The organism is Rahnella inusitata (genome assembly GCF_003263515.1).
In the GTDB taxonomy this organism is placed as follows: Bacteria; Pseudomonadota; Gammaproteobacteria; order Enterobacterales; family Enterobacteriaceae; genus Rahnella; species Rahnella inusitata.
The window spans coordinates 12585-27006 of record NZ_JYDE01000016.1 but is presented as its reverse complement, the minus strand read 5'-3'; the positions used below and the strand labels follow the sequence as shown (position 1 = coordinate 27006).

Here is a 14422-nt window from a genome sequence, read left to right as displayed (position 1 = left end):
CCCGACCCGGTTACTTCGTGATGTTGTTCACGTTGTTCCCTGTCGATGGAGCGGCATTATAGGGAGTTCTGAGCAGGCCGCAAGGGGTAATTTTAAGAAAAATCACTGTTTGCTGCATTACACAGCAACCCCACAGCTTATACCGTGTTTTGCACAGATTTATCCACAAAGGGACAGGAATCTCAAATTTTGCGAGCGTCGCGCAATCGTTTTCGCTACAATTTCGCGCGTCAGCTTTCGCCGCCCTTAATGCGTTATAAATGAAAAGCCAGTCGCCGAAGGGAAGTTATCTGAGCGCGATCCCACGTTTTTCTACAAATTGCTCTATATAGAGAGAAGAAAAGCGTCATTGAATTCAGATAACGCTCTTTATTGCGACTCCAAAGCCAAGGATACAACCACCATGCAACAATCTCGTCCAATCCGCCGCGCCCTGCTCAGTGTTTCTGACAAAGCCGGTATCGTAGAATTCGCCCAGGCACTCTCACAGCGTGGCGTCGAGTTACTTTCCACTGGCGGAACCGCCAGCCTGTTGGCTAAAGCCGGTCTGCCAGTCACCGAAGTGTCTGACTACACCGGTTTCCCGGAAATGATGGATGGACGCGTCAAAACCCTGCACCCGAAAGTTCACGGTGGCATCCTTGGTCGCCGCGGGAAAGATGATGAAATTATGACGCAGCATGCTATTGCGCCAATCGACATGGTGGTCGTTAATCTTTATCCGTTCGCACAAACCGTCGCACGCACGGACTGTTCGCTGGAAGATGCTGTAGAAAACATTGATATCGGCGGACCAACCATGGTTCGCTCAGCCGCGAAGAACCACAAAGACGTGGCGATTGTCGTTAAGAGCAGTGACTACGCCGCTGTGATTGAAGAGATGGATGCCAACGGCAGCTCGCTGACGCTTGCGACCCGTTTTAATCTGGCAATTAAAGCCTTCGAGCACACCGCTTCTTACGACGGCATGATTGCCAACTACTTCGGCACAATGGTTCCGGCTTACCATGGCGATACCGAAACCGCCTCCGGGCAGTTCCCCCGTACGCTGAATCTTAGCTATATAAAGAAACAAGATATGCGTTATGGCGAAAACAGCCATCAGAATGCAGCCTTCTATATAGAAGAGAACGTCAGCGAGGCTTCTGTCGCGACATCGACTCAGCTTCAGGGCAAAGCCCTTTCCTATAACAATATCGCCGATACTGATGCAGCGCTGGAATGTGTGAAAGAGTTTGCGGAACCTGCCTGTGTGATCGTCAAACACGCTAACCCTTGCGGCGTAGCCATCGGCGACAGCATCCTGGCCGCTTACGAGCGCGCTTACCAGACTGACCCAACGTCTGCTTTCGGCGGCATCATCGCTTTCAACCGTGAACTGGATGCTGACACCGCCAAAGCGATCATCAGCCGTCAGTTTGTCGAGGTGATCATTGCCCCTTCCGTCAGCGAAGAAGCGCTGGCTCTGACCGCAGCCAAACAAAACGTCCGTGTGCTGACCTGTGGTCAGTGGCAAGGTCGGCAGGCGGCATTGGACTTCAAACGCGTCAACGGCGGCTTGCTGGTTCAGGATCGCGATTTAGGAATGGTGGATGCCAATGACCTGCGCGTCGTTTCTGAGCGCCAGCCGACGGAGCAGGAACTCACCGATGCCCTGTTCTGCTGGAAAGTGGCAAAATTCGTTAAATCTAATGCCATTGTTTATGCACGCGACAAAATGACCATCGGCATTGGCGCAGGCCAGATGAGCCGCGTTTACTCTGCCAAAATTGCGGGGATCAAAGCGGCGGATGAAGGTCTTGAAGTCGCCGGTTCTGTTATGGCTTCTGACGCCTTCTTCCCGTTCCGTGATGGTATTGATGCCGCCGCTGCGGTAGGCATTACCTGTGTTATCCAGCCGGGTGGTTCAATCCGTGATGATGAAGTGATTAAAGCCGCCAACGAACACGGCATTGCAATGCTCTTCACCGATATGCGTCACTTCCGTCATTAATTTCTTTCAGCGGGTGCGATGCGCCCGCTCATCCGGAGTCTTCGAATGAATATTTTAATTATCGGTAACGGCGGGCGTGAACATGCGCTGGCATGGAAGGCATCGCAGTCACCTCTGGCTGATAAAGTCTTTGTCGCGCCGGGCAATGCCGGCACCGCGCTGGAACCTTTGCTGGAAAACGTTGATATCGCTGCCACTGACGTTGCCGGATTGCTGGCATTTGCCAAAAGTAACGACATCGGCCTGACGATTGTCGGCCCTGAAGCACCGTTAGTGATTGGCGTGGTAGATGCTTTCCGCGCTGCTGGCCTGAAGATCTTTGGCCCTACGCAGGAAGCCGCCCAGCTGGAAGGTTCCAAAGCCTTCACCAAAGATTTCCTCGCCCGTCACAACATTCCAAGCGCCGACTACCAGAACTTTACCGAGATCGAACCTGCGCTGGCTTATCTGCGCAGCAAAGGTGCGCCTATTGTCATTAAGGCTGACGGTCTGGCAGCAGGTAAAGGCGTTATCGTGGCGATGACGCTGAAAGAAGCGGAAGACGCCGTTCACGATATGCTGGCAGGCAATGCTTTCGGCGATGCGGGTCACCGCATTGTGATTGAGGAGTTCCTGGATGGCGAAGAAGCCAGTTTCATCGTGATGGTAGATGGCACGAACGTGCTGCCGATGGCGACCAGCCAGGATCACAAACGCGTAGGCGATGGCGACAGCGGCCCGAATACCGGCGGCATGGGCGCTTATTCTCCGGCACCTGTCGTAACGGATGAAATTCACCAGCGCGTGATGGATCAGGTTATCTGGCCTACCGTGCGCGGAATGGCGGCTGAAAACAACACTTACACCGGTTTCCTGTATGCGGGTCTGATGATCTCCGCTGACGGCCAGCCGAAAGTGATCGAATTCAACTGCCGCTTCGGCGATCCGGAAACGCAGCCGATCATGTTACGTATGCGCTCGGATCTGGTGGATCTTTGTCTGGCCGGTGCAGAAGGTCGTCTGGGAGATAAAACATCCGAATGGGATCCACGTCCTTCGCTGGGCGTTGTTCTGGCGGCCGGCGGTTATCCCGGCGACTATCAGAACGGGGAAGTCATTCATGGCTTACCGCTTGAGGAAGTACCGGATGGTAAAGTGTTCCATGCGGGCACCCGTTTACAGGACGAACGGGTTGTCACCAGCGGTGGTCGCGTGTTGTGTGTGACCGCGCTGGGTAAAACCGTGGAAGCCGCTCAACTACGTGCGTACGATTTAGCGAAAGATATCCATTGGGAAGGCAGCTTCTGCCGCAAAGACATTGGTTATCGCGCGATTGACCGTGAGCGCAATCAGTAAACCCGGTTTACCGGCTAACGATCAAAAAAGGCACGCTTCGGCGTGCCTTTTCTTTTGTCGCGAAGATTCAGAGATCTGACTCTTTTGGTTCCCAGCTACAGAAATCTTCATTGGCGACCAACAGTAATTCATTGCCTTCCGGCGCAGTCAGCCAGGCCAAACCGAGTTGATCGTTACTGCGGGTGGCTCGTTTTGCCAGCCAGACCTGCGAACGCACTGTAAGATTTGGCGTTACCTGCTCGCCCGCGCAGGTAGTGATCACACCCTGCCGCCAGCGAGCCTGGATCAGCCGGACATTACCGGCCTGCAGTGCGCTGCTCACATCGAGGATTTTTGCCGCTTCATATTTATAGCGCTCGATGTCGTCTGAGGATAATTTTTCCCGTCGCTCAGGAAGTTGCCGCTGCATAAAGCTGACATTGCCGCCCTCATCGAAACGCAGCATCACGCCCAAATCTGTTTTGGTCGCATGAGTTTCTTTGACAAGGTGAACCTGCCCGTCCTGATATTCGTATCGGGTTATGACCGTATCGCCACCAAAATAGGGGCTGTAGACGTTAAGAATGGTTTGAGGTTGGTTCTGTGCATTGTTTTCGCGCCATAAACGGTTAATGCCCTGATCGGCAACGTAACCACTGGCGAAGAACTGCGGGGTGGTATTTTTTGAACTGCAACCCACCAGACCAAGCACCAGTAAACCTGCTACCAGCCTGGGGGTGATAAACTGAAGGGGCTTAAAGGCCCCTCCGCTTATTCTTTTCACTGCAAGCAATTACTTAACAGCGTCTTTCAGAGCTTTACCAGAAACGAACGCAGGCACGTTGGCAGCTGCGATTTTGATTTCTTTACCAGTCTGTGGGTTACGACCAGTACGCTCGTTACGATGATTTACCTTGAAAGTCCCGAAACCAACTAATTGTACAGCATCACCTTCTTTCAGAGACTCGGTAATAGCAGACAGAGTAGATTCAAGAGCAACTTTGGCCTGTGCTTTGGAAAGATCAGCTTTGTCCGCAATTACATCAATCAGTTGAGTCTTGTTCATAAGTTATCCTTTACAGTGTGTTTATCGTTTGCAAAGCATCGAGTGCGACGGATATGCCGATTGACAGCACCCTCCTGCATACACGCACCGATAGCCACTTTTTTTACGCACCCCAAATGTAGACCAGACAGGGTGCGGATGTGAAGCCTTAAGGCACGACAAATCAGGCGTTAAATCACGTTTTCTTGCCTTATTGCGCTAAATTTATGCCAATGTTACTGACAGCGGCTTCACGCAGGTCAGAACGTAACCCTTTTATTAATTCCAGGTCACGCTCCTCACAGTCAGCCAACAGGCGAAAAATCTCCCATTGGATGTCCCATTCCTCTTCGACAGCTGGGATTACTTTCAGCTCTTCATCGGTCATTTCTTTACCGGCCTGCGTCATCTCCAGCATTGCGACGGTACGAATCGATGTTTCGCTTACCGCAACGGCGTGAGAGAGGGTTTCACCGCTCAGACGCGAATGGATCAATTCGCCTAACGCGATACAGGCATCAATGGCCGGATAAACCCCATAGAGGTCGTAATCATCGGAAGAAGGCACCGCCTCCTCCAGCTTTTCGAGCTGTGAGTCAAAATTGACCTTGGCGTCTTTTACCACCAGCGTTTCCCAGATGAGATCCAGGATGCGGCGGTAAACCTGCGGCTCGCCAAACCCGGTTTCCAGGCAGAAGGCCTGGTAGTTCGGGTACATGCGTTCACACAAGCTCGCCATAAACGTCACGTGTTGCCAGCTTTCCAGCTTTTCGAGACGTAAATGAATTGGATTACGTAACATGAGTTGATCTCGTTAACTTTTCTGCGCGGGAGTTTACCTGAAATAAATCAATATCCCTATTCCTTGATTCCTAAAGATCATCACTCAACCGTTGCCAGCGTTGGAAAGCTGGCCGATTTGACGCGACGGCATCCGCCCAACGCGTTGGCTCCGGCAAACGATATTGCCGCATACAATGTTCGACCCAATACAGCGCCGATTCCATGCTGATGCGATTGCCTGGCGAAATGAACAGTGGATTACAGCGTAGCTTACTGCGCCACACCCAGCCAATCTGTTCATCACCCTCATACAACGCCTGCTGGCTGTAGAGCTCCTCACCGAGAGGCAAAAACTGGCCGCATAACCGGCTTTTTGCCACACCGATGGTCGGCACGTCGATCATCAGACCAAAATGACTGGCGACGCCCAGACGGCGCGGATGCGCAATCCCCTGCCCGTCGACCAGCACTAAGTCAGGGCGCGACGTGAGCTGCTGCCAGGCCTGTAACAGCGCGGGAAGTTCGCGGAAGGAGAGAAAACCGGGAATATAGGGCATCACGGTAGGTACGCGGGCAATCTGGTATTCCACCAGCTCAAGCGAGGGATAGCGCAGAACTGCCACCGCGGCGCGCGTGACGTCGCCGCCCTGCTCAAAGCCAACGTCCACACCGGCAATCAACGTCGGAGTGGGGAAATCAGGCGGATCTTGCAATGTGATGCGATCTGCAAGGATCCGCTGCTCTTCACGTAACGCGCGCGTATCGATCATCTTTCAGTCTTACTCGTGATACTGGCGGGACAGGCTGTGCACCGCTTCCACGAAGGCACCGGCGTTTTCTGGCGGCACATCCTGATGGATGCCATGACCGAGATTAAACACGTGGCCGTTGCCTTTACCGAAGCCTGCCAAAATGGTTTCTACTTCCTGCTCAATACGCACCGGAGAGGCGTACAGCATGGAGGGATCCATATTGCCCTGAATCGCCACTTTATCGCCCACGCGACGACGCGCGTCAGCAATGTCAGTCGTCCAGTCAAGACCGAGTGCATCACAACCGGTCGCAGCCATCGCTTCCAGCCACTGCCCGCCACCTTTGGTGAACAGCGTGACCGGCACGCGACGTCCTTCGTTTTCACGGATCAGGCCATCGACGATTTTATGCATGTAGTTCAGGGAGAATTCGCGGTAATCGCGTGGCGTCAGCACGCCGCCCCAGGTGTCGAAAATCATCACGGACTGCGCGCCGGCTTTAATTTGGGCGTTGAGATACAAGATCACGCTGTCGGCGACTTTATCCAGCAACAGATGCATGGTTGCCGGTTCGGCATACATCATCTTTTTGATTTTGGTGAACGCTTTACTGCTGCCGCCTTCAACCATATACGTTGCCAGCGTCCACGGGCTCCCGGAGAAACCGATAAGCGGCACTTCACCTTTAAGGTTTTTACGGATGGTGCGAACCGCGTTCATCACGTAACCCAGTTCCATTTCCGGATCGGGAACTGGCAGCTTTTCGACGTCAGCACGGTTAGTCAGCGGAGAAGAAAAACGAGGGCCCTCACCGGCTTCGAAATACAACCCCAGCCCCATCGCATCCGGAATGGTCAGGATGTCAGAGAACAAAATCGCGGCATCCAGCGGATAACGGCGCAGTGGCTGCAGCGTCACTTCGCAGGCCAATTCAGCATTCTTGCACAGCGACATAAAATCACCGGCCACGGCGCGGGTTTCTTTGTATTCCGGCAAATAGCGGCCAGCCTGACGCATCATCCATACGGGTGTGATATCCACCGGCTGACGTAACAGGGCGCGCAGGTAGCGGTCGTTTTTCAACTCATTCATTCTGGTTCTTTCCTTCAATATTCGGGCGGCACGGCAATAATCTGACGGTATTCTATCACGCAACACTTGCGCTACACGTCGTCTTCATCGCTCGCCGCGCGGCAGAGCGCCACAGTGTCTTCGATAAGCCTGCGCGCAATGGTGCCCGGCGGCGGTAACATGGGCAGTGCGTCATAACGATACCAGCCCGCATTCAGCAGCTCTTTAGGATCATGACGAATATCGCCGCTGTCATAGTCAGCCATAAAGGCCATCATCAGAGAATTCGGGAAAGGCCACGGCTGCGAACTGACGTAGCGCACATTTTTCACACGAACGTTGCTCTCTTCCATCACTTCACGTGCCACGGTTTCCTCAAGCGTTTCGCCTACTTCGACAAAACCGGCCAGCACGGTGTGAATACCGTTGCGGTGGCGGACATGCTGCGCCAGCAAAATTTCATCACCACGGCGGATAGCGACGATAATGCAAGGCGCAATCTGCGGATAATAACGTTCACGGCAGTGTCCGCAGAGCGCGGCCCATTCAGTTTTACTGACTTGCATTTCATGGCCGCAATAACCACAAAACTTGTGAGAACGATAAAATTCAGCCAGTTGCACACCGCGACCGACCAGCTGGAATAATCCGCGATCTTTATCGAGTAACTGACGCGCCGAGACCATATGGTTGTGCATCGCCTGACGCACCAGCCAGACAGGTTCACCCTGCCACTCGCCAATCTGCCGCGCGGTTTTGCCGGTCAGAGAGAACTGCGTCGCGCTGCCAAACGGCAGTTCACCTTCAGGCAGCCACAGCTTGCCTTCGTGGCTGATAACCCACCAGCCGTTATGTTGCTCTGTGATCTGTAATTCCATAATTGTTGTTGCATAACCTCGTTGAGACTGACAATCTGAGACAGATATTTACATATTAGTAACCCTTCCAAAACGGATTACTTTTTTACCGCTCACGGAGTCAACCATGCTAAATCGTCTGGAAAGACTGACCCAACGCGTTGGTGGCAGTAATGAGTTAGTCGACCAATGGCTGCACGCGCGCAAAGAATTGCTGGTTTCATACTGCACACTGGTCGGCCTGAAACCCAATAAAGAAAAACATACTCCGCTGAATGAAAAAGCGTTGGATAACTTTTGCCACAACCTGGTGGACTACCTTTCTGCCGGCCATTTCCATCTTTATCAACGCATAATCGATGAAGTCGCCAGCGCAGACAGCTCAGTCAAATCTCAGGCGTCCAAAATATACCCCGCTCTGGAGCTCAATACTGAAGCTATCATGGCTTTCCATGACAGTTACACAGAAAATGATATTGATGATGACAATGCATTTGCCTTCCATTATGCATTATCCGATATAGGTGAAGCGTTGGATGCGCGTTTTCAGCTGGAAGATCAATTGATTATTCTGGCCTTTGATCCTGTTAATGGCGCGCCATTACCGCCCGCCAATGATGATCATCTGGCCAGACCGGCGTAACCGGTCTCAGGAATAAACCCTGCACAGGGTGTAGTTTTAGTTGTAGTTTTCAAAACGGCCTCCTATATTGAGGCTTCTTGTCGGAGTGCCTAGCGCATAATTTCCTCACGAAATTACGCCAGGCTGAGACCGTTAATTCGGGATCCGCGGAACCTGATCGGGTTAGTACCCGCGAAGGGAACAAGAGTAATGTTATGCGTTTAGCGCGATTTGGCATCAGCCTGAAAACGGCCGCCTGCGCTAAACCGCCCATTTTTACTCCTGCCGTAAACCTCCAGACAAGCAATTTTCCATCACGTTTTTTCTATTCGTAGAACACGAGGAATTTGCTATGTCGAGTACCCAAAAATCCGTTACCTCTGAAAAGAACCCCACCAACCGCCGCGAACAGCGCGCACAGGCTCAGTCATTTATCGACAGTCTGCAGGGCGAAGCATTTCCCAACTCCCGCCGAATCTATCTGCAAGGCGAGCGCACAGATATCCGCGTTCCCATGCGTGAAATCCAGCTCAGCCCGACACTGGTCGGCGGCGGCAAAGACACCCCGCAATATGAAGAAAACGAAGCGATTCCGGTGTATGAAACAGCCGGACCTTACGGTGACCCTGAAGCCTCCATTGACGTCCATGCCGGTCTGGCAAAATGCCGCGCCAGCTGGATAGCTGAACGGGCAGACACCGAAGAACTTCCGCAGGTCAGCTCCGGTTTTACCCAGCAACGTCTGGCCGACGAAGGTTTAGATCATTTGCGCTTCGAACTTCTGCCGCGCCCGCGTAAAGCGAAAGCGGGAAAAAACGTCACGCAACTGCACTACGCGCGCCAGGGGATAATTACGCCAGAAATGGAGTTCATTGCCATCCGCGAAAATATGGGACGCGAACGGATCCGGGGTGAAGTTCTGCGCCAGCAACATCCGGGTGAAAGTTTCGGCGCGCATCTGCCCGCCAATATCACGGCTGAATTCGTGCGTCAGGAAGTCGCCGCCGGTCGCGCCATTATCCCGGCCAATATCAACCATCCGGAATCGGAGCCAATGATCATCGGGCGAAACTTTCTGGTGAAAGTGAACGCCAATATCGGCAATTCAGCGGTAACGTCGTCCATCGAAGAAGAAGTCGAGAAGCTGGTCTGGTCAACGCGCTGGGGGGCGGACACGGTGATGGATCTCTCCACCGGCCGCTATATCCACGAAACCCGCGAATGGATCCTGCGTAACAGCCCGGTACCCATCGGCACGGTGCCAATTTATCAGGCGCTGGAGAAAGTAAACGGCGTCGCTGAAGATCTGAACTGGGAAATGTTCCGCGATACGCTGCTGGAACAGGCCGAGCAGGGCGTCGATTACTTCACTATTCACGCCGGTGTGTTGCTGCGCTATGTGCCGATGACCGCCAAACGTCTGACCGGTATCGTCTCTCGCGGCGGATCGATCATGGCCAAATGGTGTCTTTCGCATCATCGTGAAAGTTTCCTCTACGAGAATTTCCGCGAGATTTGTGAAATCTGCGCAGCTTACGACGTTTCACTCTCGCTGGGTGACGGCCTGCGGCCTGGCTCGATTCAGGACGCCAACGACGAAGCACAATTTGCAGAGCTGCACACGCTGGGCGAACTGACCAAAATCGCGTGGGAATATGATGTGCAGGTGATGATCGAAGGGCCGGGGCATGTGCCGATGCAAATGATCCGCCGCAACATGACCGAAGAACTTGAGCATTGCCACGAAGCGCCGTTTTACACGCTGGGGCCGCTGACCACCGACATTGCACCGGGTTATGACCATTTCACTTCAGGGATCGGCGCCGCCATGATCGGCTGGTTCGGCTGCGCCATGCTGTGTTACGTCACGCCGAAAGAGCATCTCGGCCTGCCGAACAAGGAAGACGTCAAACAGGGGCTAATCACCTATAAAATTGCGGCGCACGCGGCGGATTTAGCGAAAGGGCATCCCGGCGCGCAAATCCGCGACAACGCCATGTCAAAAGCGCGTTTCGAATTCCGCTGGGAAGACCAGTTCAATCTGGCACTCGATCCGGCCACTGCCCGCGCTTATCACGATGAGACCCTGCCGCAGGAATCCGGCAAAGTCGCACACTTCTGTTCAATGTGTGGACCAAAATTCTGCTCGATGAAAATCACTCAGGAAGTCCGCGATTACGCCGCCGCGCTGGAGGCCAAAGCCCAGCCGGTTGAAATCGTAGAATCCGGCATGGCTCAGATGTCTGCCGAATTCCGCTCGCGGGGCAGCGAGCTTTATCATCCGGCAGATCTGAGCACGGAGGCGGGGAAATGATAACGTCAGCGCAAAAATTTCCAGCAGTCCCCTTCCATCTCGGTTTATATCCGGTCGTCGATACCGTGGAATGGATTGCCCGTCTGCTGGAGGCGGGCGTTAAAACGCTGCAACTGCGCGTGAAGGATTTACCTGATGCTGAGGCCGAACCCGCCATTATTGAAGCTATTGCGCTGGGGCGAAACTATCACGCGCGGTTGTTCATCAACGATTACTGGCGTCTGGCGGTAAAGCATCAGGCTTACGGTGTACATCTGGGTCAGGAAGATCTGGACACCGCCGACCTTAATGCCATTTATCAGGCTGGTTTACGGCTGGGTGTGTCGACGCATGACGATGCCGAGCTGGCACGCGCGGTAGCGGTCAATCCTTCTTATATCGCACTCGGGCATATTTTCCCGACGCACACGAAAGATATGCCATCGGCTCCGCAGGGTTTGTCGGAATTGACCCGACATATTAAACAGCTCAACGGCAGTTTTCCGACGGTAGCCATCGGCGGGATCAGCATTGACCGCGCGCCGTCGGTTCTCGACTGCGGCGTCGGCAGCATTGCGGTAGTCAGCGCCATCACGCAGGCACCCGACTGGCGCGCCGCCACCGCCGAACTGCTGGCCCTGTGCGCCAGTAAGGTGCCGGAAGATGCTTAACGATGCGGCCTTTATGCGCTACAGCCGCCAGCTGATGCTGGAAGAGTTTGGTCCGCAGGCGCAGGAGAAATTAGCGGCGGCGAAAGTGCTTATCGTCGGGCTCGGCGGGCTTGGATCACCGGCAGCCCTGTATCTGGCGGCCGCCGGTGTCGGCACGTTACTGCTGGCCGATGATGACAAACTCCATCTCACCAACCTTCAGCGGCAGATCCTCTACCGTACCGGCGATCTGGATCAACCTAAGGCTACGGTAGCCAAGCGCGAATTACTGCGCCTGAATCCGTTATGTGAAATCGTCGCGCTCACTGAAAGGCTGGCCGCGAAGCGTTACGTAATGCTGTCGCCAGTGTCGATCTCATTTTAGATTGCAGCGATAACATGGAAACGCGGCATGCCGTCAATCACGCATGCGTATCTGCGGGCAAAACGTTAATCAGCGGAAGTGCCGTCGGCTTTGGCGGCCAGTTGCTCGTTATCGAAGCGCCTTACGCTCACGGCTGCTATGCCTGCCTGTATCCCGATCAGGAAATCGCACAACGAAACTGCCGGACATCCGGCGTTCTCGGGCCGGTTGTGGGTACGATCGGCACGCTTCAGGCGCTAGAGGCCCTGAAAATACTGACGGGTTTATCCAGCACGCTGAGCGGAAAGCTACGGCTGTTCGATGGAAAAACACAAAACTGGCGTTCTCTGCAACTCACCCGCTCGGCCTCCTGCACGGTCTGCGGAGGTCATGCGTGAATATTCAGGTTAACGATGAACCGCACCGTTTTACTGAACCGCTGACGCCACTTGACCTGCTCAGTCTGCTGTCACTCAGTGCTGAAGGCTGCGCGCTTGCGATCAATCAGGTCATTATTCCCCGCGATAACTGGCCTTCTCACTTACTGAAAGACGGCGATCAGGTTTTGCTCTTTCAGGCGATAGCCGGAGGATGACATGTTAAAAATTGCTGATACGAACTTCACCTCACACCTGTTCACCGGAACAGGAAAATTCGCCAGTGCAGCCCTGATGCAGCAGGTGCTGGCGGCATCCGGCTCTCAGCTGGTGACGATGGCAATGAAACGTGTCGATCTGCGTCGCGGCGGAGACGACATCCTTTTGCCTCTGCAACAGCTCGGCGTACGTTTGTTGCCCAATACATCCGGCGCCAAATCGGCGGAAGAGGCGGTATTTGCCGCACAACTGGCACGGGAAGCGCTGGGGACAAACTGGATAAAACTCGAAATCCATCCGGACGTAAAATACTTACTGCCAGATGCAGTGGAGACGCTGAGGGCAGCAGAAATCCTGGTGAAACAGGGATTCGTAGTTTTGCCGTATTGCAGTGCGGATCCGGTCTTATGCAAACGGCTGGAAGAAGCCGGGTGCGCCGCTGTCATGCCGCTGGGCGCCCCCATTGGTTCCAATCAGGGGCTGCAAACCCGCGAGTTTTTGCACATCATCATCGAACAGGCGCGGGTGCCAGTTGTGGTGGATGCGGGGATCGGCGCACCGAGTCAGGCGGCAGAAGCGCTGGAAATGGGTGCGGACGCCGTGCTGGTGAATACGGCGATTGCGGTTGCCGGCGATCCGGTGGCCATGGCGACGGCGTTTCGTCTGGCCGTTGAAGCTGGCGTGATCGCCCGGCAGAGCGGATTAGGCGGCAGACAACGGCAGGCGAGCGCATCCAGCCCGCTGACCGGCTTTCTGACTTCAACGCAGGCAGCCTCATGAATAATTTTACTGATGTCTGGTCAGCGCTCGACTGGGATGATATTTCCCTGCGCATCAACAGTAAAAGTGCAAGGGACGTCGAACGGGCGCTGGGCCGCAATAAAATCACGCGCGAAGATTTCATGGCGCTTATTTCCCCTGCGGCACTGCCGTATCTCGAACAGATGGCGCAGCGGGCACAGCAGCTCACGCGCCAGCGGTTCGGCAACACGGTGAATTTCTTTGCTCCGCTGTATCTTTCTAATCTGTGCGCGAACGAATGTACCTATTGCGGCTTTTCGATGAGCAATAAGATCAAACGTAAAACGCTGGATGAAGAGGAAATTGGCAGAGAATGCGAAGCGCTGAACGCTCTGGGATTCAAACATTTGCTGCTGGTCACCGGCGAGCATAAAACAAAAGTTGGCATGGACTATTTTCGCCGCCATTTTCCGGCCATACGCAGCCATTTTGATTCACTGATGATCGAAGTTCAGCCGCTGCCGCAGGAAGACTACGCCGAACTAAAAACGCTGGGGCTCGATGGCGTGCTGGTTTATCAGGAAACCTACCACGCGCCGACCTACGCCTTGCACCATTTGCGCGGTCAGAAGCAGGATTTTTTCTGGCGACTGGAAACGCCCGACAGGCTTGGACGGGCTGGGATCGACAAGATCGGGCTGGGTGCGCTCTTCGGGCTTTCTGGCAACTGGCGAACCGACAGCTACATGGTGGCCGAACATTTACTGTATCTGCAACAAAACTACTGGCAAAGCCGCTACTCGGTGGCGTTTCCACGGTTGCGCCCCTGCACCGGCGGGATCGAACCGGCGTCCCTGCTGGAGGAAAACCAGCTGGTGCAGCTGATATGCGCTTTCCGGATGCTGGCTCCTGACGTCGAGCTGTCGTTATCAACGCGTGAGTCGCCCTACTTCCGCGATCATGTTATTCCTCTTGCGATCAATACTGTCAGCGCCGGATCCAAAACACAGCCCGGCGGGTATGCGGACGATCATCCTGAGCTGGAGCAATTCGCGCCACATGACAACCGTTCACCGCAGCGGGTTGCCTCAGCCTTAACGCAGGCAGGGCTTCAACCGGTGTGGAAAGACTGGGACAGTTTTTTGGGGCGCGCCTCGAAGGAAAATGTCGTTCCAAAGCAAACAGGTAAATTCTCAGGAATACGGATTCCATAACGGAATTTTGCCTCTCGCGCATCATTAGCGCCCGTATTACTGTGCGTTTGCCGCTGCACATTCGCAACCGGTCGGCGCCATTTATCCCGGCGCTGCTTCCAAAACAGCCGGAACGGGTATCGTCCAG

14 protein-coding genes, 1 pseudogene and 1 riboswitch are annotated in these 14422 nt (G+C 54.3%); of the genes and pseudogenes, 9 read left to right on the top strand and 6 right to left on the bottom strand.

The genetic code is table 11. The annotated features are described in order from the left end of the window. The first annotated feature begins 403 nt into the window (after window positions 1-403). Together purH and purD are read left to right on the top strand one after the other, a co-directional pair. Window positions 404-1993: a bifunctional phosphoribosylaminoimidazolecarboxamide formyltransferase/IMP cyclohydrolase gene (purH, locus tag TU92_RS09925; RefSeq protein ID WP_112166716.1), complete on the top strand. Its 1590-nt coding sequence runs from the start codon at window positions 404-406 to the stop codon at window positions 1991-1993. A gap of 45 nt (window positions 1994-2038) precedes the next feature. Next, a complete protein-coding gene (purD, locus tag TU92_RS09920; RefSeq protein ID WP_112166714.1) occupies window positions 2039-3328 on the top strand; it encodes a phosphoribosylamine--glycine ligase in 1290 nt (429 codons plus the stop codon). 67 nt (window positions 3329-3395) lie between these two features. Here the strand turns inward: purD and TU92_RS09915 are convergent, their stop codons facing one another. The 6 genes from TU92_RS09915 to nudC all read right to left on the bottom strand — a co-directional run bounded on the left by TU92_RS09915 (window position 3396) and on the right by nudC (window position 7836). After that, a complete protein-coding gene (locus TU92_RS09915; RefSeq protein WP_244207851.1) occupies window positions 3396-4049 on the bottom strand; it encodes a DUF1481 domain-containing protein in 654 nt (217 codons plus the stop codon). 51 nt (window positions 4050-4100) lie between these two features. Continuing rightward, window positions 4101-4373: a nucleoid-associated protein HU-alpha gene (gene hupA, locus TU92_RS09910; RefSeq protein WP_013577396.1), complete on the bottom strand. Its 273-nt coding sequence runs from the start codon at window positions 4371-4373 to the stop codon at window positions 4101-4103. Between the two features lie 190 nt (window positions 4374-4563). Then, on the bottom strand, window positions 4564-5154 hold the full coding sequence (locus tag TU92_RS09905; RefSeq protein WP_112166712.1) for a YjaG family protein: 591 nt from the start codon (window positions 5152-5154) through the stop codon (window positions 4564-4566). 70 nt (window positions 5155-5224) lie between these two features. Next, window positions 5225-5905, bottom strand: coding sequence for a deoxyribonuclease V (gene nfi, locus TU92_RS09900; RefSeq protein WP_112166710.1), 681 nt, complete (start codon window positions 5903-5905; stop codon window positions 5225-5227). 9 nt (window positions 5906-5914) lie between these two features. Next, window positions 5915-6979, bottom strand: a complete 1065-nt coding sequence (hemE, locus tag TU92_RS09895) for a uroporphyrinogen decarboxylase (RefSeq protein WP_112166708.1) — start codon at window positions 6977-6979, stop codon at window positions 5915-5917. A 71-nt stretch (window positions 6980-7050) separates the two neighbouring features. Continuing rightward, the gene (gene nudC / locus TU92_RS09890; RefSeq protein WP_112166706.1) at window positions 7051-7836 is read right to left on the bottom strand and encodes an NAD(+) diphosphatase; all 786 of its coding nucleotides are present in this window, start codon (window positions 7834-7836) and stop codon (window positions 7051-7053) included. A 106-nt stretch (window positions 7837-7942) separates the two neighbouring features. Here nudC and rsd point away from each other — a divergent pair, with 106 nt between their 5' ends. From rsd to thiH, 7 genes and pseudogenes are all read left to right on the top strand, one after another. Beyond that, window positions 7943-8458, top strand: a complete 516-nt coding sequence (rsd, locus tag TU92_RS09885) for a sigma D regulator (protein WP_112166704.1) — start codon at window positions 7943-7945, stop codon at window positions 8456-8458. Between the two features lie 71 nt (window positions 8459-8529). Beyond that, window positions 8530-8655: riboswitch (TPP riboswitch) on the top strand. A 134-nt stretch (window positions 8656-8789) separates the two neighbouring features. Further along, on the top strand, window positions 8790-10751 hold the full coding sequence (gene thiC / locus TU92_RS09880; protein WP_112166702.1) for a phosphomethylpyrimidine synthase ThiC: 1962 nt from the start codon (window positions 8790-8792) through the stop codon (window positions 10749-10751). Next, window positions 10748-11401: a thiamine phosphate synthase gene (gene thiE / locus TU92_RS09875; protein WP_112166701.1), complete on the top strand. Its 654-nt coding sequence runs from the start codon at window positions 10748-10750 to the stop codon at window positions 11399-11401. Before thiC ends, thiE begins: the two co-directional genes overlap by 4 nt. After that, window positions 11394-12142 (top strand): annotated as a pseudogene (locus tag TU92_RS09870) (HesA/MoeB/ThiF family protein). The gene thiE and the pseudogene TU92_RS09870 overlap by 8 nt, the downstream one beginning before the upstream one ends. Continuing rightward, entirely contained in the window at window positions 12139-12339 is a 201-nt protein-coding gene (gene thiS, locus TU92_RS09865; RefSeq protein WP_112166698.1) for a sulfur carrier protein ThiS, read from the top strand. The pseudogene TU92_RS09870 and the gene thiS overlap by 4 nt, the downstream one beginning before the upstream one ends. A gap of 1 nt (window position 12340) precedes the next feature. After that, window positions 12341-13120, top strand: coding sequence for a thiazole synthase (locus TU92_RS09860; protein ID WP_112166696.1), 780 nt, complete (start codon window positions 12341-12343; stop codon window positions 13118-13120). Further along, complete coding sequence (gene thiH / locus TU92_RS09855) at window positions 13117-14295, top strand: 2-iminoacetate synthase ThiH (RefSeq protein WP_112166694.1); 1179 nt, start codon at window positions 13117-13119, stop codon at window positions 14293-14295. The genes TU92_RS09860 and thiH overlap by 4 nt, the downstream gene beginning before the upstream one ends. The last annotated feature ends 127 nt before the right edge of the window (window positions 14296-14422 follow it).